This is a genomic window from Saccharothrix deserti, from assembly GCF_009769385.1.
Lineage (GTDB): Bacteria > Actinomycetota > Actinomycetes > Mycobacteriales > Pseudonocardiaceae > Actinosynnema > Actinosynnema deserti.
In genome coordinates this window covers 246,289-269,513 of record NZ_VKAB01000017.1, presented here as the reverse complement: position 1 = coordinate 269,513, position 23,225 = coordinate 246,289, and the positions used below count along the sequence as shown (strand labels likewise).

General features: G+C 71.1%; 24 protein-coding genes. 9 read left to right on the top strand and 15 right to left on the bottom strand.

Going from position 1 to position 23,225, the window contains the following annotated elements; genetic code table 11:
* Positions 1–86 precede the first annotated feature (86 nt).
* Together FM051_RS27995 and FM051_RS27990 are read right to left on the bottom strand one after the other, a co-directional pair.
* A complete protein-coding gene (locus FM051_RS27995; RefSeq protein WP_158848443.1) occupies positions 87–881 on the bottom strand; it encodes an HAD-IIA family hydrolase in 795 nt (264 codons plus the stop codon).
* Between the two features lie 18 nt (positions 882–899).
* Positions 900–1,364: a MarR family winged helix-turn-helix transcriptional regulator gene (locus FM051_RS27990; RefSeq protein ID WP_158848441.1), complete on the bottom strand. Its 465-nt coding sequence runs from the start codon at positions 1,362–1,364 to the stop codon at positions 900–902.
* Between the two features lie 116 nt (positions 1,365–1,480).
* On the opposite strand from FM051_RS27990, the gene moaA reads away from it, so the two are divergent.
* The 3 genes from moaA to FM051_RS27975 all read left to right on the top strand — a co-directional run bounded on the left by moaA (position 1,481) and on the right by FM051_RS27975 (position 3,827).
* The gene (gene moaA / locus FM051_RS27985; protein ID WP_162470746.1) at positions 1,481–2,539 is read left to right on the top strand and encodes a GTP 3',8-cyclase MoaA; all 1,059 of its coding nucleotides are present in this window, start codon (positions 1,481–1,483) and stop codon (positions 2,537–2,539) included.
* Position 2,540: 1 nt separating this feature from the next.
* Positions 2,541–2,795 (top strand): MoaD/ThiS family protein, encoded by a 255-nt coding sequence (locus FM051_RS27980; protein WP_158848439.1) that lies wholly within the window; start codon positions 2,541–2,543, stop codon positions 2,793–2,795.
* A 381-nt stretch (positions 2,796–3,176) separates the two neighbouring features.
* Positions 3,177–3,827, top strand: coding sequence for a LysM peptidoglycan-binding domain-containing protein (locus FM051_RS27975; RefSeq protein ID WP_158848437.1), 651 nt, complete (start codon positions 3,177–3,179; stop codon positions 3,825–3,827).
* 82 nt (positions 3,828–3,909) lie between these two features.
* Here the strand turns inward: FM051_RS27975 and FM051_RS27970 are convergent, their stop codons facing one another.
* From FM051_RS27970 to FM051_RS27950, 5 genes are all read right to left on the bottom strand, one after another.
* Positions 3,910–4,335: a molybdenum cofactor biosynthesis protein MoaE gene (locus FM051_RS27970; RefSeq protein ID WP_158848435.1), complete on the bottom strand. Its 426-nt coding sequence runs from the start codon at positions 4,333–4,335 to the stop codon at positions 3,910–3,912.
* Complete coding sequence (locus FM051_RS27965) at positions 4,332–4,790, bottom strand: MogA/MoaB family molybdenum cofactor biosynthesis protein (RefSeq protein ID WP_158848433.1); 459 nt, start codon at positions 4,788–4,790, stop codon at positions 4,332–4,334. The genes FM051_RS27970 and FM051_RS27965 overlap by 4 nt, the downstream gene beginning before the upstream one ends.
* A gap of 50 nt (positions 4,791–4,840) precedes the next feature.
* Positions 4,841–5,314, bottom strand: coding sequence for a cyclic pyranopterin monophosphate synthase MoaC (gene moaC, locus FM051_RS27960; protein ID WP_158848431.1), 474 nt, complete (start codon positions 5,312–5,314; stop codon positions 4,841–4,843).
* 52 nt (positions 5,315–5,366) lie between these two features.
* Positions 5,367–6,755: an NAD-dependent malic enzyme gene (locus FM051_RS27955; RefSeq protein WP_158848429.1), complete on the bottom strand. Its 1,389-nt coding sequence runs from the start codon at positions 6,753–6,755 to the stop codon at positions 5,367–5,369.
* 96 nt (positions 6,756–6,851) lie between these two features.
* Positions 6,852–7,037, bottom strand: a complete 186-nt coding sequence (locus FM051_RS27950) for a hypothetical protein (protein WP_158848427.1) — start codon at positions 7,035–7,037, stop codon at positions 6,852–6,854.
* A gap of 124 nt (positions 7,038–7,161) precedes the next feature.
* Between FM051_RS27950 and FM051_RS27945 the strand changes: the two genes are divergently transcribed.
* The 3 genes from FM051_RS27945 (at position 7,162) to FM051_RS27935 (ending at position 10,626) form a co-directional block, all read left to right on the top strand.
* Positions 7,162–7,752, top strand: coding sequence for a 3'-5' exonuclease (locus FM051_RS27945; protein WP_158848425.1), 591 nt, complete (start codon positions 7,162–7,164; stop codon positions 7,750–7,752).
* A 273-nt stretch (positions 7,753–8,025) separates the two neighbouring features.
* Positions 8,026–10,275 carry a helicase-associated domain-containing protein gene (locus FM051_RS27940; protein WP_158848423.1) on the top strand — a complete coding sequence of 750 codons (2,250 nt, stop codon included), beginning with the start codon at positions 8,026–8,028 and terminating at the stop codon, positions 10,273–10,275.
* Between the two features lie 105 nt (positions 10,276–10,380).
* Positions 10,381–10,626 carry a hypothetical protein gene (locus FM051_RS27935; RefSeq protein ID WP_158848421.1) on the top strand — a complete coding sequence of 82 codons (246 nt, stop codon included), beginning with the start codon at positions 10,381–10,383 and terminating at the stop codon, positions 10,624–10,626.
* A gap of 117 nt (positions 10,627–10,743) precedes the next feature.
* Here the strand turns inward: FM051_RS27935 and FM051_RS27930 are convergent, their stop codons facing one another.
* The 4 genes from FM051_RS27930 to FM051_RS27915 are packed head-to-tail and all read right to left on the bottom strand — an operon-like array spanning position 10,744 to position 15,879.
* Positions 10,744–11,349, bottom strand: a complete 606-nt coding sequence (locus FM051_RS27930; RefSeq protein WP_106617122.1) for a GTP-binding protein — start codon at positions 11,347–11,349, stop codon at positions 10,744–10,746.
* Positions 11,330–12,088, bottom strand: a complete 759-nt coding sequence (locus tag FM051_RS27925; protein ID WP_158848419.1) for a DUF742 domain-containing protein — start codon at positions 12,086–12,088, stop codon at positions 11,330–11,332. The genes FM051_RS27930 and FM051_RS27925 overlap by 20 nt, the downstream gene beginning before the upstream one ends.
* 30 nt (positions 12,089–12,118) lie before the next feature.
* Positions 12,119–12,538, bottom strand: coding sequence for a roadblock/LC7 domain-containing protein (locus FM051_RS27920; RefSeq protein WP_033442969.1), 420 nt, complete (start codon positions 12,536–12,538; stop codon positions 12,119–12,121).
* Positions 12,535–15,879, bottom strand: a complete 3,345-nt coding sequence (locus FM051_RS27915; RefSeq protein WP_238412689.1) for a sensor histidine kinase — start codon at positions 15,877–15,879, stop codon at positions 12,535–12,537. The genes FM051_RS27920 and FM051_RS27915 overlap by 4 nt, the downstream gene beginning before the upstream one ends.
* 553 nt (positions 15,880–16,432) lie before the next feature.
* On the opposite strand from FM051_RS27915, the gene FM051_RS27910 reads away from it, so the two are divergent.
* A complete protein-coding gene (locus tag FM051_RS27910) occupies positions 16,433–17,299 on the top strand; it encodes an ABC transporter substrate-binding protein (protein WP_238412688.1) in 867 nt (288 codons plus the stop codon).
* Between the two features lie 146 nt (positions 17,300–17,445).
* Here FM051_RS27910 and FM051_RS27905 read toward each other — a convergent pair whose 3' ends face one another.
* The 4 genes from FM051_RS27905 to FM051_RS27890 all read right to left on the bottom strand — a co-directional run bounded on the left by FM051_RS27905 (position 17,446) and on the right by FM051_RS27890 (position 20,416).
* Complete coding sequence (locus FM051_RS27905; protein ID WP_158848413.1) at positions 17,446–18,330, bottom strand: LppU/SCO3897 family protein; 885 nt, start codon at positions 18,328–18,330, stop codon at positions 17,446–17,448.
* Positions 18,331–18,408: 78 nt separating this feature from the next.
* Entirely contained in the window at positions 18,409–18,876 is a 468-nt protein-coding gene (locus tag FM051_RS27900; RefSeq protein ID WP_158848411.1) for an LppU/SCO3897 family protein, read from the bottom strand.
* A gap of 125 nt (positions 18,877–19,001) precedes the next feature.
* On the bottom strand, positions 19,002–19,754 hold the full coding sequence (locus FM051_RS27895) for an LppU/SCO3897 family protein (RefSeq protein ID WP_158848409.1): 753 nt from the start codon (positions 19,752–19,754) through the stop codon (positions 19,002–19,004).
* 86 nt (positions 19,755–19,840) lie between these two features.
* Positions 19,841–20,416 carry an LppU/SCO3897 family protein gene (locus tag FM051_RS27890; protein WP_158848407.1) on the bottom strand — a complete coding sequence of 192 codons (576 nt, stop codon included), beginning with the start codon at positions 20,414–20,416 and terminating at the stop codon, positions 19,841–19,843.
* A 222-nt stretch (positions 20,417–20,638) separates the two neighbouring features.
* Between FM051_RS27890 and FM051_RS27885 the strand changes: the two genes are divergently transcribed.
* Both FM051_RS27885 and FM051_RS27880 read left to right on the top strand, forming a co-directional pair.
* Positions 20,639–22,300: a DNA repair helicase XPB gene (locus FM051_RS27885; RefSeq protein WP_158848405.1), complete on the top strand. Its 1,662-nt coding sequence runs from the start codon at positions 20,639–20,641 to the stop codon at positions 22,298–22,300.
* A 357-nt stretch (positions 22,301–22,657) separates the two neighbouring features.
* Complete coding sequence (locus tag FM051_RS27880; protein WP_158848403.1) at positions 22,658–23,188, top strand: hypothetical protein; 531 nt, start codon at positions 22,658–22,660, stop codon at positions 23,186–23,188.
* Positions 23,189–23,225: the final 37 nt, after the last annotated feature.

Below are 23,225 nucleotides of genomic sequence, written 5' to 3'. Positions count from 1 at the left end.
TGTGGTGCGCAAAAGTCGATCAGCGCTTCGCGGTGCCCTTGGGCCGGCCGGCCCACGCGACTCCCCCGGCGGGGGGAGGCGGGTGGTCAGACCTCGTCCGGGAACGGGTTGGCCGAGTTGCCGACGAGGTCCGCGATCGACTTGACGACCCGCGTCGGCCGGTACGGGTACAGCTCGGCCGTCGACTCCGCCGAGATGCCGGTGAGCACCAGGATCGTGCGCAACCCGGCCTCCAGGCCCGACCGCACGTCGGTGTCCATCCGGTCGCCGATCATCAGCGTGTTCTCCGAGTGCGCCCCCAGCGCGCGCAGCGCCGACCGCATCATCAACGGGTTCGGCTTTCCCACGTAGTACGGCGCACGGCCGGTGGCGCGTTCGATCAGCGCGGCGATCGAGCCGGTGGCGGGCAGCGAACCCTCGCGGGACGGGCCGGTGGCGTCCGGGTTGGTCGCGATGAACCTCGCGCCCTCCTCCACCAGCCGGATCGCCTTGGTGATCGCGGTGAAGCTGTAGGTGCGGGTCTCGCCGAGCACCACGTAGTCCGGGTCGCGGTCGGTCAGCACGTACCCGATCTCGTGCAGCGCCGTGGTCAGGCCCGCCTCGCCGATCACGAACGCCGAACCGCCGGGCCGCTGGGAGTCCAGGAACCTCGCGGTGGCCAGCGCGGAGGTCCAGATCGCGGCCTCCGGCACGTCCAGGCCCGTGCGGACCAGCCTGGCCCGCAGGTCGCGCTGCGTGTAGATGGAGTTGTTCGTGAGCACCATGAACGGGATGGCGTTCGCGGTCAGCTCGGCGACGAACTCGCTCGACCCGGGGATCGGGTGCTCCTCGTGCACGAGCACGCCGTCCATGTCCATCAGGTAGTTCCACTGAGCGGCCATGGCGGACATGCTGCCGGCTCAGGCGTCGACGACGCGCCGGCGGAACGTTTCGATCAGGGCCCGGTTGTAGCGTTCCAGCACGTCACGCTCCTCGGGCGTGAAGCGCGACAGCACCTCGCGCAACGTCTCCTGGGCGCCGACGAACAGGTGCGCGAGCTTGTCCCCGTCGTCGATGGTGACCTCGACCAGCACCTTCCGCCGGTCGTGCGGGTCGCGCACCCGCCGCACGTACCCGGCGCGCTCCAGCCGGTCGATCACGCCGGTCACCGCGCCGGTGGACAGGCCGGACAGCTCGGCGATCCGACCTGCCGTGATCGGGCCGTCCGCGCGCATGGCGAGGTCGAGGCACTTCTCGTCGGTGGGCGACAGGCCCATCCGCTCGGCCACCCGGCTGTGGAACAGGACGGTGAGCGCGCTCGTCTCCCTCGCGTAGAGGCTGAACCGCTCCAGCACGTCGGCGGGCACCTCGTGCTCACTCGTCATGTCAGGCAATTTAGCGTCCGGGAGACCGGGGTCGGCATCCTCGTCCGACTCACCGCGCGCCGCCGGCCGCGATTTCCGTGAGCACCCACAAGTGTCAGCCGATTACCCTGGTTGGGGTGACAGCTGTCGAGTTGGGCCTACCCGTCGTGCGCGGCAACCCGGACGTCTCCGAACGTCCGGACTCACCGCTGCTGGTGGACCGTTTCGGCCGGATCGCCACCGATCTCCGCGTGTCGTTGACCGACCGCTGCAACCTCCGCTGCACCTACTGCATGCCCGCCGAGGGCCTGGACTGGCTGCCGAAGCCGGACCTGCTCACGGACGACGAGCTGACCAGGCTCATCGGCATCGCGGTGACCCGCCTGGGTGTGACGGACATCCGGTTCACCGGCGGCGAGCCGCTGCTGAGGCCCGGACTGGACGAGGTGATCGCGGCGACCGCGGCGCTGGAGCCCCGACCCCGCATCTCGATGACCACGAACGGGTTGACTTTGGCGCGGCGGGCGGCCGGGTTGGTGGCCGCGGGCCTCGATCGGGTGAACGTCTCGCTGGACACCCTCGACCCGAAGCGGTTCCTGGAGCTGACCCGGCGGAACCGGCTGTCGGACGTGTTCACGGGCCTGGAGGCGGCGCGGGAGGCCGGGTTGGCGCCGGTCAAGGTGAACACGGTGCTGATGCGCGGGGTGAACGAGGACGAGGCCGTCCCGCTGCTGCGCTACTGCCTGGAGCACGGCTACCAGCTGCGGTTCATCGAGCAGATGCCGCTGGACCCTCAGCACGGCTGGAACCGGGACGAGATGGTGACCGCCGAGGAGATCCTGGCCTCCCTGCGCACCGAGTTCACCCTGACGCCCGAGCCCGGTGAACGCGGCGGCGCGCCCGCCGAGCGGTGGCTGGTGAACGGCGGTCCGGCCGTGGTCGGCGTGATCGCGTCGGTGACGCGGCCGTTCTGCGCGGCGTGCGACCGGACCCGGCTCACCGCGGACGGCCAGGTGCGGAACTGCCTGTTCAGCCAGTCGGAGACGGATCTGAGGTCGCTGCTGCGCGGTGGCGCGTCGGACGAGGAGATCGCCGACCGGTGGCGCGGCAACTCGTGGGCGAAGGCGGCCGGGCACGGCATCAACTCGGCCGGGTTCAGCCAGCCGGACCGGCCCATGAGCGCGATCGGAGGGTGAGTTGCGGCTGACGGTGCGGTACTTCGCGGGGGCGCGTGCGGCGGCGGGGGTGACCGACGAGAGCTTCGAGTTGTCCGCTGACGCGGCGACGGTGGCGTCCGCGATCGAGGCGGTCCGGGAGCGGCACGGGGACCGGTTGGCGCGCGTGCTGCCCGCGTGCAGCTTCCTGTTGGACGGTGTGGCGGTCAGGAATCACGACACTCCCGTGTCGTCCGGAGCGCAACTGGACGTGTTGCCTCCGTTCGCCGGAGGGTGAGTGTGCCCCACTCGGACGGATTAGACACGTGAGCTAGCCCTCACTTACCGTGATAAATCTCGGCGGATCTCGGAACGGAAACAGACCGGTAACGGTGCCCTGAGCTGGCTAAACGCGAGGGTCGAAGTGTCACCCACCCGCGTTACAGTGACGTGCGTCACATGCGAGATCGTTTGGCCCCGACCCTCCCGGTTACGTACCGTCGCTCTTCGGTTGGCCCCGACCGACCAAGAGCACGACCGGGACGCCTCGCACCGAACCTGTCCACCGGCGCCCCGGAACGCCCCCGAGCGAGAGACAACCGCCGGACAGGAGAAGCTGGGCGACGTACCGGGCCCCGAACCCGAGTCGCTCGTGCAGGTGCGGGTGGCAGAGAGGGAAATGGCTTCTTACCGAGGCAAGCACCGCCCGACCACCAGTGCCACCGCCCGGAGCATCGCGAAGGTCGCCGTAGCGGGCGTCATCGTCGGAGCACCGCTGGCCATGGCCGCCGGCACTGCGAGCGCGCAGGGCTCCGGCGTCAACTGGGACGCGGTCGCCGCGTGCGAGAGTGGCGGCAACTGGAGCATCAACACCGGCAACGGCTACTACGGCGGCTTGCAGTTCCTGCCGTCCACATGGCGTGCCAACGGCGGCTCCGGAATGCCCCACCAGGCTTCCCGCGAGGAGCAGATCCGCGTGGCCGAGAACGTGCTGCGCACCCAGGGCATCGGCGCCTGGCCCGTCTGCGGGCCCAAGGGCCTCGGCGGCGCCCCGGCTCCCGCGAGGACCGCGCCTGCCCCCGCCCAGCCCCGCCAGGCCGCGCCGGCCCCGAAGCAGGCGCCGGTCCAGCAGGCGCCCGCTCCGGTGACCGTGGCGCTGCCGTCGACCAACCCGAACGGCGACTACGAGATCAAGGCGGGCGACAGCCTGTCGAAGATCGCGGAGGAGCTGAAGGTCGAGGGCGGCTGGGCCAAGCTGCACGAGCTCAACAAGGCGTTCATCCCGAACCCCGACCTCATCCTGCCGGGGCAGAAGATCGCCACCAAGTGATCCGTGGTCGGCGCGAGCCGGCGCACGACGGTAGAGGGACCCCGGACCGCCCCCCTCGGCGGACCGGGGTCCCCCACCCGCTTCAGGGCATGTTGACCCACTCGTCGGTGCCGTCGGTGAACACCTGCCGCTTCCACACCGGCAGCCGCCGCTTCACCTCGTCGACGAGTTCCGAGCACACCGCGAACGCCTCGCCCCGGTGCTCGGCGGACACCGCGCACGCCAGCGCCACGTCGCCGATCGTCAACGGCCCGACCCGGTGCGACACGGCGACCGCGCGCACGCCGTCGAACCGGCCCACCACGTCCGCCACCACCTCGGCCACCACCGCGCCGGCCGTCGGGTGCCCGACGTACTCCAGTTCGCGCACCGAACGCCCGTGGTCGTGGTCGCGGACCACCCCGGCGAACGTCACCACCGCGCCCGCCGCCGCGTGCTCCACGAGTTTGGCGTGCTCCTCCACCGACAGCGGCTGATCGCTGACGGTCGCGCGCAGGACCTCGGTCATGCGTGGTCACCTCCGGACACCTGGTCGACGGCGTGCTCCAACAGGGTCGCGAGCACCTCCAGCCCGTCGCGCACCCCGCCGGTCGAGCCGGGCAGGTTCACCACGAGCGTGCGGCCCGCGACACCCGCCACCCCGCGCGACAGCACGGCGGTGGGCACGCGTGGCCAGCCTGACATGCGGATCGCGTCCGCCACACCCGGCACCTCGAAGTCGAGCACCGAACGCGTCGCCTCCGGGGTGCGGTCGGTGGGGCTGATCCCCGTGCCACCGGTCGTGATCACCACCGCGACACCGTCCGCGACAGCCGCCCGCAGCGCCTCCGCGACCGGCTCGCCGTCCGGCACCACCACCGGGTCCGGCACGTCGTAGGACCGCTCCCGCAGCCACTGCACGACGATCGGCCCGCCGCGGTCGGCGTACACGCCGGCGGACGCCCGGTTCGACGCCGTGATCACCCGGGCTGTCCTCGGTGCCGCCTCCGCGGAGGGAAGTACGTCGGCGGGTTTCACGGGCGCACCCACAGGCCGGTCTTGCCACCTTCTTTGCGCTCGACCCGCACCGCGTCCAGGGACGCCGCCGGGTCGACCGCCTTCACCATGTCGTGCAGCGTCAGCCCGGCCACCGACACGGCCGTCAACGCCTCCATCTCCACACCCGTGCGGTCGGTCGTGCGGACGGTCGCCGTGATGCGCACCTCGCCGTCACCCAACTCCAGGTCGACCTTCACGCTCGACAACGCGATCGGGTGACACAGCGGCACCAGCTCCCAGGTGCGCTTGGCCGCCATGATCCCGGCGATCCGGGCGGTGGCCAGCGCGTCACCCTTCGGCAGCCCGTCGCCGGCCAACAGCGCCACCACCTCGTCCGTCGTGCGCAGCACACCGGAGGCAACCGCGGTCCGCGTGGTCGGCTCCTTCCCCGACACGTCGACCATGCGGGCCGCGCCGCTGGAGTCCAAGTGGGTGAACTGGTTGCTCATGCAGCGATGCTAGGCGGTGTTGGATTGCCGCTGCTCCGCAGACGGCGGGCGGCTAGGCGGACTCGGTGGCGGCTTTGCGGACCGCTTCCGCGACGGCCGGTGCTACCGACGTGTCGAACACGCTGGGCACGATGAACGACGCGTTGAGCCGGTCGCCGTCCACCACGTCGGCGATCGCCATGGCGGCGGCGATCAGCATCGAGTCGGTGATCGTCCGGGCGTGCGCGTCGAGCAGGCCCCGGAACACGCCGGGGAACGCCAGCACGTTGTTGATCTGGTTCGGGAAGTCGCTGCGCCCGGTGGCCACGACGGCGGCGTGCTTCTGCGCCTCCATCGGGTCGATCTCCGGGTCCGGGTTGGCCAGCGCGAACACGATGGCGTCGCTGTTCATCGTGGCGACCTGGTCGGCGCCGAACAGGTTCGGCGCGGACACGCCGATGAAGACGTCCGCGCCGACCAGCGCGTCGTGCAGCCGGCCGCTGACGTTGTCCTTGTTGGTGGACGCCGCGATGGACTTCAGGTTGTCGTCCAACCCGGGCCGGTCGCGGTGCACGATGCCGTCGACGTCGACCGCGACCACGTCACCGGGCTCCTGCTTGAGCAGCAGCCGGATGATCGCCGAACCGGCCGCGCCGACACCGCAGACCACGACCTTGCAGTCGGAGATCTTCTTGCCGACCACCCGGAGGGCGTTGCGCAGCGCGCCGACCACGACGATCGCGGTGCCGTGCTGGTCGTCGTGGAAGACCGGGATGTTCAGCTTCTCCCGCAGCCGCGCCTCGATCTCGAAGCAGCGGGGCGCGGCGATGTCCTCGAGGTTGATGCCGCCGTAGACCGGGGCGATCAGCTCGACGGCGCGGATGATCTCCTCGGTGTCCTGGGTGTCCAGGCACACCGGCCAGGCGTCGACGCCGGCGAACTTCTTGAACAGCGCGGCCTTGCCCTCCATCACCGGCAGCGCGGCGGCGGGGCCGAGGTTGCCCAGGCCGAGCACGGCCGAGCCGTCGGTGACCACGGCGACCGTGTTGCGCTTGATGGTGAGCCGGCGGGCGTCGTCCGGGTTCTCGAAGATGGCCTGGCAGACGCGGGCCACGCCGGGCGTGTAGGCGCGGGAGAGGTCGTCGCGGTTGCGCAGCGGCACCTTGGACGAGATCTCGATCTTGCCGCCGAGGTGGACCAGGAACGTCCGGTCGGACACCTTGCGGACCACGATCCCGGGCAGCAGCTCCAGGGTGTCGGTGATGTCCTTGGCGTGGTTGGCCGACAGCGCGTTGCAGGTGAGGTCGATGATCACCCGGTCGGTGTGCGACTCGACGACGTCGAAGGCGGTGATCACACCGCCGGCCCGACCGACCGCCGAGGTCAGGTCGCCGGCGGCCGACGCCGATGGCGGGGCCTCCAGCCGGACGGTGATCGAGTACCCAGGGCCGGGGACCGGCATCGAACCTCCCAGAACGGCACAGCTCAAGCAGGAGTCGAGCCTAGACCGCGCGGGTATACGGAACGCGCGCGGCTCGACCGCCGCGCGCGTCCGGGACTATCGGTTGATCTCGGTCACCGGGTGGTGGTAGCCGAGGTCCTCGACGGGGAGCGGGAAGGCGACCCCTCCGAACGGGGACATGGCGCCCTGCACGTCGCTGGCCAGCTCGGACACCGCGTACTTGCCGTCGGCCGGCGGCTCCGGCCAGTGCGGGTCGATGCGCTCGGGGCGGGCCTTGGCCACGGTTCCTCCTCGGTGATGCCTGCGTCGGGAACAAGTGTGCCTCATCCGTACCGGTGATGATTCGGGGTGGCCTGCCGGGAAAACCGAGAGCCACGTCACCGACGTGATCCTTATCGTTGTGGCGGTGGGCACTTCGGCGGGACTTCTCAACGTGGTCGACATCGAGGCGACGTGCTGGGAGGGCGACCCGCCTCCCGGTCAGGTGAGCGAGATCATCGAGATCGGGCTGACGACGGTCGACCTGGTCGCGGGCGAGCGGGTCGGCAAGCACCGCGTCCTCGTCCGGCCGCGGCGGTCCGCGGTCGGTTCTTTTTGCACGGAGTTGACCGGTCTGACGCAGGCGGAGGTCGACACCGGGGTGGAGTTCGCCGAGGCGTGCCGGCTGTTGGCGGTGGAGCACGAGGCGGGCGGGCGGTCGTGGGCGAGCTGGGGCGACTACGACCGCAAGCAGTTCACGCGGCAGTGCCGGGCCGCGGGGGTGCGGTACCCGTTCGGGCGGCGGCACTGGAACGCGAAGCTGGTGTTCACCGAGGCGCACGGGCTGCGCAAACGGCCGGGAATGGCGCAGGCACTGGAGATCGCCGGTCTGCCGCTGGAGGGCAGGCACCACCGGGGTGAGGACGATGCCTGGAACATCGCCGCCCTGGTCCTGCACCTGGCAGCGCGCGATGCCTGGCCACCGACCCCGACCACCCCGCCCGACGCCTACGCGTGAGGCCTACGAGTGAGGCCTCGGACCGCGCGAACTGCTTGGCTCCGCAAGGGTCCCCGCCCAGGGGAACCCTGTTTTTGATTTTACCGACGGGGTCCGACAATTCCGGGCGGCCGAGGCCCGCCACCACCGAAGGCCGGCCGGCACCGAGGGGTGGGGCCGTGGCTCGGAGCGGACGGGCTCAGGACCGCGGCCGGGGCGGGCGGGCGTCGCACCCGGGCGGGTTTCAGGGGCTGCTCAGCCCCGACTCGGTGGTCGGCATATACCGTGGTGGGGATGTCCGGCACGACCCTCGCCGAGTGGCTGCGGGCGCAGGACGATGCCGCGCTCGTGGCTCTGCTGCGCGCCCGGCCGGATCTCGCGACGCCCCCACCGGCGGACACGACTGTGCTCGCCACCCGCATCGGGTCGCGGGCGTCCGTGGCGCGGGCCTGTGAAGACCTCGACACGCTGACGTTGACCGCCCTCGAAGCGCTGCTCGTGCTGGACGCCGACCTCGCCCCGGTGCCCAAGGCCGCCGTGCAGGAGTTGTTCGGCACCACCGACATCGGCCCGGCCCTCGACGCCCTCCGCTCCCGCGCGCTGCTCTGGGGCGACGACGACGCGATCTCCACCCCGCCGGCCAGCCGGGACGCGGTCAACCCGTTCCCCTGCGGCCTGGGGCGCTCGGTCCCGCGCCTCGCCGACGCCGACCTGACCCCGCTGGAACCGGACGAACGCCGCGTCCTGCAGACCCTCGCGGCCGGCCCGCCGGTCGGGCAGACCAAGGACGCCGCGCACATCGTCTCCCTCGCCAACGCCCGCACGCCGATCCAGAAGCTGCTGGCCCGCGGCCTCCTCGTCCGCCGCGACGCGCTGACCGTCGAACTCCCCCGCGAGATCGGCCTGAAGATCCGGGGCGACCGCCCACTGGGCGCGATCCAGACCACCGAACCGCCGCTGACCACGTTCCGCCGCGACCCGTCGGACGTCGACCACACCGGCGGCGGTGAGGCGTTGGAGCTGTCCCGGCACGTGGAGACGCTGCTCAAGAGCTGGTCGGAGGACCCGCCGCCGGTGTTGCGGTCGGGTGGTGTCGGTGTCCGGGAGCTGCGCAAGCTCGCCAAGGACCTCGACGTGGACGACCGCCGGGCCGCGCTGCTGGTCGAACTGGTCGTCAACGCGGGCCTGGTCGCCGACACCGAGGGCGTCGAGCCGGAGTGGGTGCCGACCACGCAGACCGACGCCTGGCTGGTCGCCGCGCCCGAACACCGGTGGGCGACGCTGGCCCAGGCGTGGCTCGACCTGCCCCGCCTCCCCGGCCTGATCGGGCAGCGCGACGACCGCGACCGCCTGCTCAACCCGCTGGCCCCCGAGCTGAACCGGCCGGGCGCGCCCAGGGACCGCAAGCGCATCCTCGAAGCCCTGGCCGCGCTGGAACCGGGCACCGCCGTGACCGACCCGGACGAGCTGGCCGCCGTGCTGGCGTGGCGGGCGCCGCGGCGTGGCGGACGGCTGCGCGACGAGTTGGTGCGCTGGACCGTGGACGAGGGCACGCAGGTCGGCGTCCTGGCGCACAACGCGATCACCGCCCAGGGCCGCACCCTCCTCACCGAGGGCCCCGGCCCGGCGGCGAAACGGCTGGGTGACGCGTTGCCGGCCCCGGTCGACCACGTGCTGGTGCAGGCCGACCTGACGGTCGTGGCGCCCGGCCGGCTGGACCCCGAGCTGGCCGACGAGATCGCGCTGGTGGCGGACGTCGAGTCGTCCGGCAGCGCCACCGTCTACCGGGTGCGCGAGGGCTCGGTGCGGCGGGCGTTCGACGCGGGCCGGAGCGCCGCCGACCTGCACGAGCTGTTCAAGACCCGGTCGCGCACCCCGGTGCCGCAGTCGCTGACCTACCTGATCGACGACGCGGCCCGCAAGCACGGCCGGCTGCGGGGCGGTGCGGCCGGGTCGTTCCTGCGCTGCGACGACCCGGTGCTGATCACCGAGGTGCTGTCGCACGCGGCGGCGGAGCGGCTGGCGCTGCGCAAGATCGCGCCGACCGTGGTGGTGAGCCCGCTGCCGCTGGCCGAGGTGCTGGACGGGTTGCGCGCGGCCGGGTTCGCGCCCGCCGCCGAGGGCCCGGACGGTCACGTGCTGGACCTGCGGGCCGGTAGTGGCCGGCGGATCACCGGGAAGGGCCGTCGGAAGCCGGTCCAGCCGACCACGCCGTCCGACGAGCAGCTGGGCGAGTTGGTCCGGCTCGTGCGTGCGGGCGACCGCGCCGCGACGACCACGGGCGGTGCGCGGGTCTCGGTTCCGGGTCACCTGGGTGCGGGACCGTCGGCGACGCTCGCCCTGCTGCAACGGGCGGCGCGGGAGGGCCGCAGCGTCCTGGTCGACTTCGTGGACAGCCACGGCACCGCGGCCCGCCGCGTCATCACGCCGCACGTCGTGGGCGGTGGCGTGCTGGAGGGCGTGGACGTCAGCTACGGCGAGGTGCGCCGTTTCCCGCTGCACCGGATCACGTCGGCGGCCCTCGTCGAGGACGACAGAGCGTAGTCACCGGACCGTGGCGCGCTAACACCCGTCGGTGTCGTAACGGCGACCTAGCGTCGAGGCAGGGCGTTTCCCGGACGCCCCTCAGGACGCCGAAGGAGCACCAGGATGGGGATTCTCCGCAAGGGCGCGATCGTCGCCGCCGCGGCCGTGCTGACCACCGGCGGTGCCGCGGCCGCCTTCGCACCCGCCGACGCACCCACCGACAGCGGCACGACCACCACGGCTGCCGCCCATGACGAGGAGTGGGACCCACTGGACGACTGGGACCCGCTCGACGATTGGGACCCCTTGGACGACTGGGACCCGCTGGACGACTGGGACCCGCTGGACGACTGGGACCCGTTGGACTAGCCGGCCTGACAACCCGCCGGGTCGGGCACGCCGAAGGGCGGCCTCCCACGAGGAGACCGCCCTTCGGCGTGAAGTCCGTCGGATCGGACGGGGTGGATCAGCCCACGTGGGGGCTGATCAGCCCGCGCGGACCGACATCCATTGGCGCATGGCGTGCTCGACCAGCGTGATCAGCGTCTGCTTGGTCGACTGCCGGTTGCGCGCGTCGCAAGTCACTATCGGCACTGACTGGTCGATCGTGAGCGCTTCGCGGACGTCCTCGATGCGGTGGTGCAGCAGGCCGTCGAAGCAGTTGACGCCGACGACGTAGGGCAGCTGCCGGTCGTCGAAGAAGTCGATCGACGCGAACGCGTCGGCCAGTCGACGGGTGTCGACCAGCACGATCGCGCCGATGGCGCCGCGCACCAGGTCGTCCCACATGAACCAGAACCTGTGCTGGCCCGGTGTGCCGAACAGGTACAGGATCAGGTCCTGGTCCAGCGACACCCGGCCGAAGTCCATGGCCACCGTGGTCGTGACCTTGTTCGGCGTGGCCGAGAGGTCGTCGACCCCTGCGCTCGCCTCGGTCATCACCGCTTCGGTGGTCAGCGGAACGATCTCCGACACGGAACCGACGAACGTCGTCTTGCCCACGCCGAAGCCACCGGCCACCACGATCTTCGCGGAGGTCGTCGGCTTCTTGGCGCCTTCGGCCGCGTTGGGGCTAGAGCCTGCGAAGCCCACTGAGCACCCTCTCAAGGAATTCAATGGACGGCCGGTCCCCCACGACCAAGCCACCCTGGTGAATCAAAACCAAACCCATGCTCGCCATGTCGCCGATCAACACCCGCACCACGCCGAGCGGGAGCCGGAGGTGAGCGGCGACTTCGGCCACCGACCTGGTGTCGGTGCACAACCCGCAGATCGAACGGTGCTCGGGGAGCACCGCCGCGTCGCGTTCGAGACCGCGTTCGCTGGTGGAGACCAGCGCCTCGATCGCGAGGTCGTAATCGGGCCGGGTGCGGCCACCGGTCCGCGTGTACGGGCGGACCAGCGACCCCGACTCGGCCGCCGGGTTCTCCTCCCGCCGCACGACCGGCTGCGGACCGGTCGTGTAAGGCACCTGTTCCGGCACGCTGTCGGGCAAGCCGTGGGCACCGAACAGATCGGCCCCGGGTCCACCGAACAGCCCGCTGCCGTACCCGTCGATGTCGAACCGGTTGGGAACGTCGTCGTAGTCGTACGACGAGTCGTCAACCTCACGCTGAGACATATCGTCTTGCCCCTGCCCTGTGCCTTCGACTCGTGGTCCCGGCGCCTGCTCCGCCCGGCGGCCCGACCACGAGTTGGGTGCGTCCTCGGCTTCCTCGTCCTGTGCGGGGTCGGCATCCGGCTCAGCGAATTGGAAGCCACCGACCGCCCACTCCTGGTAGTTGAAGTTCCTACCGAAGCGTCGGCCGCCGGCGCCAGATCGTTCAGCCATTTACCTTCACCCCCACGATCTCATGAGGATCTACCGCCGAACCACACCCTGGAGCTGCGCGCGCAGCTCCGGGGTGAGCTGCTGGCCCACGCGCTCGACCAGAAGCGTCATCTCGTACGCGACCAGGCCGATGTCGCAGTTCGGGGCCGCGAGCACGGCGAGGCACGAACCGTCGCTGATCGACATCAGGAACAGGTAGCCCCGCTCCATCTCGACCACGGTCTGGTTGACCGTGCCCGCCTCGAAGCACCGCGCCGCGCCCGCCGTGAGGCTGACGAGCCCGGATGCCACGGCGGACAGCTGCTCGGCGCGGTCGCGGGGCAGGCCCTGCGAGCCGGCGAGCAGTAGCCCGTCCGCCGACACGACCACGGAATGTGCCACACCGGGAACCCGGCGCACGAAGTCGGTGATAAGCCAACCAAAGCTGCCTGGCTGAGCTGCGGTCGTCACTCCTGCTCCTCGTCTTGCCGGCTCGACATGTCACCAGCGTAAGCGTCGATCAAAGCGTGTCGCCCTCGACGGACGCCCTGCTGAAGACTCGACATGCGTCCACGGATCGCGTCAGCCGATCGTGGTGGCAGCGGGGGCCGCTGCGGTTGCCGCTCCGAGGCCTGCGGCTTCGGTGCGGCGGATCCCGGCACAAGCTGAGCCTTGGGCGTCCGTTTGGGCAACCCTGCCTGTGTCGTGGTCTCGGGTGCCTTGCTGAGCAAGGCCTGTGCTGCCTGCCAACCCTCGTCGGCGGGGGACTCCCACACCGACTCGGCGGCGGGTGCGGCCGGCTCGGGTTCGGCGACCGGTTCGGGCTCGGTCACGCGGGGCACCTCCGCGGCGCGCTTGGGCAGGTTGTTGGGCGAACCGGGCTGCCGCTTGGGCAGCCCGCCCTCGGTCAGACTAGTGCCCTCGTTGCGGCCGACCTGAGCCTCGCCCCGCTGGGGCAGGCCGCTGTCGGTCTCGCGCCTGGGCAGTCCGCTGTCGCCCGCGTCGAGCGTGCCGCGCTGCGGCAACGCGTCGTCGGACGTGGTGGGCGCGACCGGCGGCACGGGACGCGGCCTGCGGGTCGGCAGCACCGGCTCATCCCGCACGACGGGCTCCGGTTCGGGCGCGGGCGGCACCGCCTGGGCGGTCGCCGCCGACGTCTCGCTGCCCACGGCCTGGAACCACTGCGAGAGGACCGCCTCGTAGATCGGCAGCCGCTCGGTCGGGGCGTCCAGCTCGTGGTCGGGCGGCCTGGCCGAGACGGGCGCGGCGTGCGGGACCGAGCCGTTGCGGTGCGCGGGCTCGGGTTCGGGTTCGGGTTCCGGGTCGACCAGGAAGCCGCTGTCCAGCGCCGGGGCGAACTGGGTCGTCTCGAAGCCGTGCTCGTAGGCCGCGTCGTGCTCGTCGCGGTCCTCGTAGGCGGTGAACAGGGTCGGTTCGCCGAAGGAGCCCTCGGGCTCGCGTTCGACGTCGCGGTCCTCGCCCACCGGCAGCCACGGCTGCGACATCTCGCCGGACGTCTCGGCGGGCGTCTCACCGAACGTCGGCGTCTCGCCGAAGGACGGCACGCGCGCCGCGTCGTGGTCGCCCTGGCCCTGCACGAAGCTCACCGGGAACGCCGGCTCGTCCTCGACGCGGGGCATGCTCGGGAAGCTCAGGCCTTCATCCGGGTGGGACGCGTCGTCCAGGCGGGACAGGGTGCCGGTGCCGAACGCGCCGGCGATACCGGACGCGCGCTGCGCCGTGTTCGTGTAGCCCGGGTCCCCGAACGGCGAGTCGCCGAACGCGGGCGCGGGCTCGCCGCCCATCGGGGAAGCCACCGCGCCGGGCGACGCGACCAGCGTCTCGGGCACGAGCACGAGTGCGGTGGTGCCGCCCTCGATGTCCTCGTTGGCGCGCAGCCGGACCTTGATGTCGTGCCGCTTGGCCAGCCGCGCGACCACGTACAGGCCCATCCGGCGGGACACGGCGACGTCCACGTCCGGCGGGTCGGCCAGCCGGTCGTTGGCGTCGTTGATCTCCTGCTCGCCCATGCCGACGCCGCGGTCCTGGATCTCGATCGCCAGCTCGCCCTTGCGGGTGCGGGCGGTGCGCACGGTGACCTTGGTCACCGGGTCGGAGAACGCGGTGGCGTTGTCCAGCAGCTCCGCGATCAGGTGCACGAGGTCGTTGACCGCGCGGCCCTGGACGGTGAGCTCCGGGGTCTGGCCGACCTGCACGCGGGCGTACTGCTCGACCTCGGACACCGCGGCGCCGAGCACCTCGGCCGCCGGGACCGGGCGGGTCAGCCGCCGGGACAGGTCCGTGCCGGACAGGACCAGCAGGTTCTCGCTGTTGCGCCGCATGCGGGTGGCGAGGTGGTCCAGCTCGAACAGGCTGGCCAGCTGGTCGGGGTCCTGCTCGTCCTGCTCCAGCCGGTCGATCAGGTTCAGCTGGCGCTCGACCAGGGCCTGCGAGCGGCGGGACAGGTTGACGAACATCGAGTTGACGTTGTCGCGCAGCAGGGCCTGTTCGGCGGCCAGCCGCACCGCCTCGCCGTGCACCGCGTCGAACGCCCGCGCCACCTGGCCGACCTCTTCGCGGGTGGTGACCGGCACCGGCGCGATGGCCGTCTTCGCCGCTTCCTGCGGGTTCGGGTCCGCCAGGATCCGGTTGACCGCCTCCGGCAGGCCGTGGTCGGCCACTTCCAGCGCGGTGCGGCGCAGGACGCGCAGCGGGTTGAGGATCGAGCGGGCCACGAACAGCGCCATGACGATGGCCAGCAGCAACGCGCCCAGCACGATGCCGGAGTCGCGGAACGCCGCGGCACGCGCCGCGCCGGTCAGCTCGTCGGTCCGGTTCTGCAGCTGCTCCAGGAGCAGGTTCTCCACGTCCCGGGTCAGGTTCACCGTGAGCGTGGACGCGATGTCCCACTTCTCCGGGCGCAACGACGTGAGGGGCTGGCCGGCCGAGGCCAGGTTCAGCGCCGTCTCCTGCATGTCGTTCGCGGTGTCGACGATCAGACCCGTGACGGTGTCGTCGTAGATCTTGGCCTGGTCGGCGGTCGCGTTCTTGCGGAAGTCGTTGCGGGCCGCGTCCAGCTCGGCGTTCGCGGCCAGCAGCTGGCGCTCCTGACCCGGTCCGAAGCCTTCGCGCTGGAAGACGTCGAGCATGATGCCGCGCTTGCGCGACTCCTGCTCCTTGATGCGGGCGATCGCGTTGGTGGCCAGGTGCAGCCGCACCAGCTCCGGCTCGTTGATGTCGGCGATGGCCTGGTCACCGAGGTCGAGCAGGCCTTCGACGGACTCGGAGTAGGTGCGCATCACGGCGTCGGACGGGTACTGGGTCTCGCGGACCGCGTTGCGCAGGCTGTTGAGCCGGTCCAGCTGGTCGCGCGCCCGGTTGAACCGGGTCACCACCTCGTCGTCCAGGTCGGCGCTGAGCTCGGTGATCTTGGCGCTGAGCGCCTGCACGGTGTCCTGGACGCGGCGCAGCTGGCGGTCCAGCACGACGCGGTCGAGCTGCTTGCCCGACGCGACGTGGCTCACGCTCAGGTCCCGTTCGCGCTGCAACTGCTGCACCAGGTCGGCGACCGCCGACTCCAGCTGGACCTGGTTCGCCAGCCGGTTCAGGTCGGCGGCGTCGGCGAGGTCGGTGTTGACCCGCAGGCCGCCGAGGACGACCGCGGCGACGGTGGGGATCAGCAGTACGGCGGTCAGCTTGGTGGGCAGCCGCCAGTTGCGCAGCCGCCATCCCGCCGAGCGGGGCTTGCGCTCCCGCCCGGCCGCGGTCGATCCAGCCGTGTCAGGCCCGGCACTACCCGTTGATTCGGTCACAGTTCCATCACTCAACGCAGCCAGTTCGTCACCCGTTCCGGGCCTTTCGGAGCGCGGTGTAATCCCCACGCCTGACTGGCTGGGACCTCTCTCTCGACGGGCCACCCTGGGCTTCCTCTTCCGGCAGCAGTGTTCCCCGGCCTCTCCCCCGCGGACCGAAGCATGGACTCGAAATCGGGCCGAATTGCAGCACAGGAGCGACGGTGCCGGCTAGGCACCCCACCCCGCGCGGGGACACGACGGTCTGCGACGACCTGTGCCACCAGGCGGGGAGCGTAGTGCTCGATCCCGGCCCGGGGAAGACTCCGGAAGCACTCACCGTATCGGAGCAGGGCTGTCGTTTCATACCTCTGGGTGGTTACGATCCCCCGCATCGACAACTGAGTCGAGAAATTCGTTGATCATATAGACCGCTCTGAAGGTCATCCCGGCGAGAGGTGCCATGCCTACCCCAGCGCGTGTTCTGCGACGTGCGGCAGCGTTGTTCGCTTGTGCCATCAGCTTGACGGCGTGCGGACTGCTGCCCGGCACCGACGGGACCGATCGGCCCGAAGTGGAACGCAACACACTGCGCATCGGCGTGCTGCCAGTGGTGGACGTCGCACCCCTCCGCCTGGCCTACAACAACAAGTTGTTCGAGAAGGCCGGCCTCCAGGTGCAGCTCGTCCCGCTGAACAGCGAAAGCGAGGGCATCAAGCAGCTCGACACCACGCTCGACCTGACCTGGTCGACCCACGTCACCCTGTTCCGCAGCTTCGCCGAAGGCACCGAGCTGCAGCTCCAGGGCGAGGCGTACCAGGCGGGCGCGAACACGATGGCGCTGGTCACGCTCGACCCGGCGTACGACAGCCCCGGCAAGCTGCCCAGCCCGCGCATCGCCGTGCCGTCGACCGAGGACGTCGGCGCGCTGACCACCAAGGCCGTGCTCAAGACGGCGGGTGTGGAGAAGCAGCGGATCAAGCCGGTCGAGATGCCGTTCGGGGAGATGATCAACGCGATGCGGGCCGGGCAGGTCGACGCGGCGTGGATGACCGAGCCGTTCATCACCCAGGCGCAGCGCAACACCGGCGCCCGGATCCTCACCGACACGGCGGTCGGCCCGACCAAGGACTTCCCCATGTCCGGGTACGCGTCGAGCAAGAAGTTCGCCGACGGCAACCCGCGCACGCTGGCCCTGTTCCGGCAGGTCCTGCGGGACGCGCAGGAGGCGGCGTCGAACGACAAGCTGTCCGTGCAGAACGCGCTGACCGGCTACATGGACGTCGACCAGCAGACCGCGGCGCTGGTGTCGGTGGGCACGTTCCCGCTGTCGCTCAACCCCGTCCGGCTGCAGCGGGTCGCGGACATGATGGACACCGAAGAGGTGCTCCGGGAGCGGTTGGACGTCGGCGGGATGTTGCCGCCCGGAACCACGAACTGACTCGCTGTCAGTGATCGCGGTGATCGCGGTGATCGCATAAGCGACAGGGGGCCTTCCCAATGCGGGAAGGCCCCCTGATTTTCTGCATTCAGGTGTCGATCCGAACTCGATCGGGACTCGGATCGGGAGTCGGATCGGGAGTCGACTCAGGCCTCGGTCAGACAGATCGTCGTGGCGGGCTGTGAGTAAACCGACACGGTGTCGCCGCTCTCGCACTCGTTCTCGTCGGCACGGCCTTCGACGACCTTGCCCACCTTGTACGTGGCACTCGAATCGCAGGTCACCTTGGTGGTTTTGGCCGCGACAATCGTGCCCTCCTGCTTGAAGCAGTCGCCCTCGGCGGCGTTGAGCATGAGGCACAGCTTGAACCCGTTGCTCCGCCTGCCGCCCCGGTCGGAGTACTCGGCGTAATCGCCGTCGGGGCACGAGTCGGTGCTGCTGTCCAGGTTGGCGGCGACCTTGAACGCGGCCTCGTTCGAGGAGCAGTCGATCTTCTCCACGTCGGCGTCGCTGACGCTGACCGAGATGATCTTGATGCACTCGCCGGGCTCGGCGCCCGACGGGCCGGTGACGCTCGCGATGATGCCGGCGACCACGATGCCCACGATGCCCAGCGCCACCACGGCGATCAGCGCCTTCGCGCCGCGTGACGTGCGCTTGGCGGGCGGGGGCGGGAACTGCTGCGGGTAGCCGGGCCGGCCCTGCTGCGGGTAACCGGGCTGTCCGGGTTGGCCCGGCTGTCCGGGCTGGTACTGGGGCTGCTGCGGGTACTGGGGCGGCTGGCCCTGGTAGCCGGGCATCGGCTGGTAGCCGGGCTGTGCCTGCTGGTCGTACGGCTGCTGGCCGTATTGCGGCTGGCCGGGCTGCGGCTGGCCGGGCTGCTGGTCGTACGGCGGCGTGCCGGGCTGCTGACCGGGCTGCTGGGCCGGGAATCCCTGCGGCGACGACGGCGGTCCCCAGTCCGGCTGCTGGGGTGGCGGGTAGCCCTGCGGCTGGCCGTAGGGCGGCGGCTGGTTGGGGGGCGTGGTCACCTGGTGTTCCTCTCGAATCGGGCGAGCGGAACGTACCCCCGTGCGCTGTCCGGGCGCAGGGAATTCGGGGCAGCGGATTCAGCGCTTGTCCGCGGCGCGGACCAGGCAGAACGTGACGGCGGGCTCCGGGTAGGTCAGTTTTTGGCCGTTCGGGCAGTCCTCGGGTTCCGGAGCGGCACTCGCCACGCGGACCGCCTCGGCGGTCGTGCAGTCGACCTTCCGCATGCCGGCGTTCCGGTCGCCCTGGTAGCAGGCGCCAACGACGAAGTTGGGGATCAGGCACAGCGTGGACGAGCGGGTGAAGACGGTGTACGGCGCGCCGCCCTTGGGGCACTGGGAGGCGTCGTCGACGACCTTGGCGACCCTCACGTTGGCGTGCTCGGACGCGCAGTCCAGCGCGCGGTACCTGGTGCCCTCGTCCGCCCGTTCGATGCTCCCGCAGACGCCCGGCTCAGGGCTCCTGGGACCGCCGTCGAGCAGCGTGTACGCGAACGCGCCCGCCACCACCACCGCGACCGCGCCGACACCCCATCCGATCTTCCGCATGGAACAGGGCATCGGCACGGCCGCGCGAGGGGTTGAGCCGGTTCACCCGCGTGGGTTCACTTCCGGGTAGGGCTCACGGGCCGGGCAGGACTCACAACCGGGCAGGACTCACAGCCGGACAGGGTTCACATCTCGGCGGGTGCCAGGCAGTACGTGACGGGCGGTTCCGGGTAGGACATGCCGGCGCCGTCCGGGCAGGCCTCCAGGTCGGTGGAGCCCTGGACGACCTTGGTGACCTTGATGGTCTCGGGGCCGGTGCACTCGGTCTTGACGAACCCGGTGCCCTCGTCGGGCTTGTAGCAGGCGCCCTCGGCCATGTTCGGCAGCAGGCACAGCTTGTAGCCGTCGCCGACGCTGCCGGCCGGGGCGATCTCGGTGTACAGGCCCTCTTCGGGGCAGGTGGCGTCGGTCGCATCGAGGACCTTGCCGACCTTGAACGAGGCCTTGTCGGCGGAGCAGTCGTGGGTGTCGACCTCGGCGCGGTTGTCGGTCTCGGCGGTGACGCTGACGCAGTCGCCGACCTCGGCGTTGGCGGGACCACTGGTGAGCTGGCGCACGCCGTAGGCGACGACGCCGGCCATCAGGACGGCCAGCACGGCGATGAGGATCTGCCTCGAGCTCGGGCCACTCCGCTTGGCCTGGGGCTCGCCGGGGGCCGCGGTGGAGCCGGACAAGGGTCCCGCGGGCTGTGGCGGCTGGGCCGGCTGCTCGACGGCGGGCGTCGCCTCGGTCGCACCAGCCGCCTCGGTCGGCGTGGTCGGCTTGGTCGGCTTGTCGGCGGCCTCGGGCTGTGCCCCGTCAGGCTGGGGCGCGTCGGGTTGGGGCTTCTCGTCGGGCTCGGGCACGTCGCCGGCGGGGCGGTTCGACTCGTTGCTCATGGATCATCCTCGCTGGACGGGTGCGCGTGACAGTCCCCAGAAAGTACTGGCACAGAAGGTAGCGCCACGCGCACCCGCGAGGTCGGTCAGGCGTTCTCGCCCGGCGCGAAGCAGAGCGTCATCTTCGGCTCCGGGTAGGTCAGCGGGGCGCTCTCCGTGCACAGGGCCTCGTCCGCGGTGCCCTTCACCTGCTTGACCAGCTTGAACGCACTGGACGTGCCGCAGTCGACGACCGGGTAGCCCATCTGGTTGCCCTCGAGCACGTAGCAGCTGCCCTCGACCAGGTTCGGCACCAGGCACAGCTTCGAGTCCGGGCCGCGGCGGGCGGTCTCGGTGTACTCGTCGTACCCGTCGCCACCACAGGCCTCGCCGGGGCCGCCGAGGACCTTGCCGATGGTGTAGTTCGCCTCGGCCGAGCCGCAGTCGACCGTCTTGAACTCCGGTTTGGTGGTGGTGCCGGTGAGGCTGGCGCAGTCGCCGGCCTTGGACTGGGCGGCGTCACTGGTGAAGTAGTTGACGCCGTAGATGACGACACCCGCCACCACGAGGCCGATGATCGCGGTGAGGATGCGGGCGATGACGCCCTTCTTCTTCTTCGGCGGCTCCGGCGGAACCTGCGCGGCCTGCGGTGCGTTCTGGTACTGCGGGGCAGACGCGGGCATGTCCGTGCTCATTAATGACCTTCGTTCATCCGGGTAACCCCTGAACGTCCACGCTTGGTCGCGTGGCGGGGCGCAGGGAAGTTATCGGCTGCGTCACACCGCCGTGTGCGGCTTTACCGAACCGAGTCCGTAAGCGTCGGGTGCGCGCACAGACACCCTCCGCTACCCACTTGCGCGAGGTAGGCACACTGGAGGGACCCCAAGCGACAGGAGCACGTACCAGTGACTGACGGCCCTTTGATCGTCCAGTCGGACAAGACCCTGCTGCTGGAGGTGGAGCACCCGCTGTCGGACGACGCGCGCACCGCCATCGCGCCGTTCGCCGAGCTCGAACGCGCCCCCGAGCACATCCACACCTACCGGGTGACGCCGCTGGCGCTGTGGAACGCGCGCGCCGCCGGCCACGACGCCGAGCAGGTGGTCGACGCGCTGGTCCGGTTCTCCCGCTACCCCGTGCCGCAGCCGTTGCTGGTGGACGTGGTCGACACGATGGGGCGGTTCGGCCGGCTCCAGCTGGCCAACGACCCGGCGCACGGCCTGGTGCTGAACTCGCTGGACCGCGCGGTGCTGGAAGAGGTGCTCCGGCACAAGAAGGTCAAGCCGATGCTGGGCGCGCGGGTCGATGACGACACCGTCGTCGTGCACCCGAGCGAACGCGGCCGGCTCAAGCAGCTGCTGCTCAAGATCGGCTGGCCGGCGGAGGACCTGGCCGGGTACGTCGACGGCGAGGCGCACCCGATCGACCTGGTCGAGGACGGCTGGAAGCTGCGCGACTACCAGCGGCTGGCCGCGCAGGCGTTCTGGGCGGGCGGTTCGGGCGTGGTCGTGCTGCCGTGCGGCGCGGGCAAGACGCTGGTCGGCGCGGCGGCGATGGCCGAGGCCGGTGCGACCACGTTGATCCTGGTGACGAACACCGTCGCGGGTCGGCAGTGGAAGCGCGAGCTGGTCGCGCGCACGTCGTTGACCGAGGACGAGATCGGCGAGTACTCCGGCGAGCGCAAGGAGATCCGGCCGGTCACGATCGCCACCTACCAGGTGATCACCCGGAAGTCGAAGGGCGAGTACCGGCACCTGGAGCTGTTCGACTCGCGGGACTGGGGCCTGATCGTCTACGACGAGGTGCACCTGCTGCCCGCGCCGGTGTTCCGGATGACCGCCGACCTCCAGTCGCGGCGGCGGCTCGGCCTCACCGCGACGCTGGTGCGCGAGGACGGTCAGGAAGGCGACGTGTTCTCGTTGATCGGGCCGAAGCGGTACGACGTCCCGTGGCGGGACATCGAGGCGCAGGGCTGGATCGCGCCCGCCGAGTGCACCGAGGTGCGGGTGACGTTGACCGACAACGAGCGGCTGGAGTACGCGACGGCCGAGCCGGAGGAGCGGTACAAGCTGTGCTCCACGGCGCGGACGAAGCTGCCGGTGGTGCGGGCGATCCTCGACCAGCACCCGGACGAGCCGACGTTGGTGATCGGGGCTTACCTGGACCAGCTGGAGTCGCTGGGTGAGGCGCTGGACGCGCCGATCATCCAGGGTTCGACGAAGAACAAGGAGCGCGAGGCGCTGTTCGACCAGTTCCGGCGCGGTGAGCTGCGGACGTTGGTGGTGTCGAAGGTGGCGAACTTCTCCATCGACCTGCCCGAGGCGTCGGTGGCCGTCCAGGTGTCGGGCACGTTCGGCTCGCGTCAGGAGGAGGCGCAGCGGCTGGGCCGGTTGCTGCGGCCGAAGGGTGACGGGCGGCAGGCGCACTTCTACTCGGTCGTGTCGCGCGACACGCTGGACACCGACTACGCCGCGCACCGCCAGCGTTTCCTCGCCGAACAGGGCTACGCGTACCGGATCGTGGACGCGGACGACCTGCTCGGCCCCAAGCTGCCCGAAATCGGCTGAACCGGCCTCGTCTGATCGACCTCGTCTGATCCGACCTCGGCTGCCCGGAGCTGGTCGAGCGCTCGCCGGTAGTGCTCGACCACCTTCTCCGGGCCGGTCGCGTCGAGATCGCCTCCGGCCTGGCCGTGGTCGGCGTCGGGTGACGGGCGCTGAGCTTCACCCGGAAGGCGTTCGCGTCGTTCGGGGCGTTTCTCGCGGCGCGCTGAGGTGCGCGGATAAGTTGGACTCGTTCTGCGGTCCGACGATCGGGTGGTCATGAACCGGGTGGTGCCGTTACCGCGGTGGTGGATGTGGCGTCCGGGAATGGACGTCGGGCCTGTTCGGCGCGCTGCCGCACGGCGGGCGAGGCGCGAGCGGGTGCGGCCTCTCGCGGCGCTGGCGGTCGTCATGGCGGGGGCGTTGGGGGTGCTCGCGCCGACGTTGTGGTGGGCGGTCGGCCTGGCCTGCGTGCCGGTGCTGGTGGTGGCGTTGGTCGCCGCCCTGCCGGTGCGGTTGGTCGAGTGGGACGTGGTGTCCGCTGCCGAGGCCCGGGATGTCGTGCACTGCGAGCAGTTCACCGACCCGGTGCAACGGCGGCGGGCGGGGCGGTTGTGCGCGCACTTCGATGCCGTTCGTGCGCTGGAGGCCCGACGGGTGGAGCGGGTGGAGCGGCTGCTGTGGCGGGCGCTGGTGGCGTTGCGGGACAGCCAGGCGGTGCGGGAGGCGTTGCGGCGCGCCGAGAACCGGCCCGGTCTGGCGGCCGCGATCGCCGAGCCGACCCGGGAGTTGGCCGAGCTGGACCGCCGCCTCGACCAGTTCGAGGACGCGCTGCGGATCGTCGTGGAGGAGTTGGACCCGGAGCTGACGGACAGCGCGCTGCGCCGGGTCGCCGCGTTGGACCCGCTCTAGGCTGTGCCGGCTCTGGGCTGTGCCGACCCTAGGCTGG

What these genes read in the sequence shown, in the direction of transcription:
- FM051_RS27995 (WP_158848443.1), bottom strand. Translation starts at nt 881, where the DNA reads ATGGCCGCTCAGTGGAACTACCTGATGGACATGGACGGCGTGCTCGTG.
- FM051_RS27990 (WP_158848441.1), bottom strand. Translation starts at nt 1,364, where the DNA reads ATGACGAGTGAGCACGAGGTGCCCGCCGACGTGCTGGAGCGGTTCAGC.
- FM051_RS27975 (WP_158848437.1), top strand. Translation starts at nt 3,177, where the DNA reads ATGGCTTCTTACCGAGGCAAGCACCGCCCGACCACCAGTGCCACCGCC.
- FM051_RS27970 (WP_158848435.1), bottom strand. Translation starts at nt 4,335, where the DNA reads ATGACCGAGGTCCTGCGCGCGACCGTCAGCGATCAGCCGCTGTCGGTG.
- moaC (WP_158848431.1), bottom strand. Translation starts at nt 5,314, where the DNA reads ATGAGCAACCAGTTCACCCACTTGGACTCCAGCGGCGCGGCCCGCATG.
- FM051_RS27955 (WP_158848429.1), bottom strand. Translation starts at nt 6,755, where the DNA reads ATGCCGGTCCCCGGCCCTGGGTACTCGATCACCGTCCGGCTGGAGGCC.
- FM051_RS27940 (WP_158848423.1), top strand. Translation starts at nt 8,026, where the DNA reads ATGTCCGGCACGACCCTCGCCGAGTGGCTGCGGGCGCAGGACGATGCC.
- FM051_RS27935 (WP_158848421.1), top strand. Translation starts at nt 10,381, where the DNA reads ATGGGGATTCTCCGCAAGGGCGCGATCGTCGCCGCCGCGGCCGTGCTG.
- FM051_RS27925 (WP_158848419.1), bottom strand. Translation starts at nt 12,088, where the DNA reads ATGGCTGAACGATCTGGCGCCGGCGGCCGACGCTTCGGTAGGAACTTC.
- FM051_RS27900 (WP_158848411.1), bottom strand. Translation starts at nt 18,876, where the DNA reads ATGCGGAAGATCGGATGGGGTGTCGGCGCGGTCGCGGTGGTGGTGGCG.
- FM051_RS27895 (WP_158848409.1), bottom strand. Translation starts at nt 19,754, where the DNA reads ATGAGCAACGAGTCGAACCGCCCCGCCGGCGACGTGCCCGAGCCCGAC.
- FM051_RS27890 (WP_158848407.1), bottom strand. Translation starts at nt 20,416, where the DNA reads ATGCCCGCGTCTGCCCCGCAGTACCAGAACGCACCGCAGGCCGCGCAG.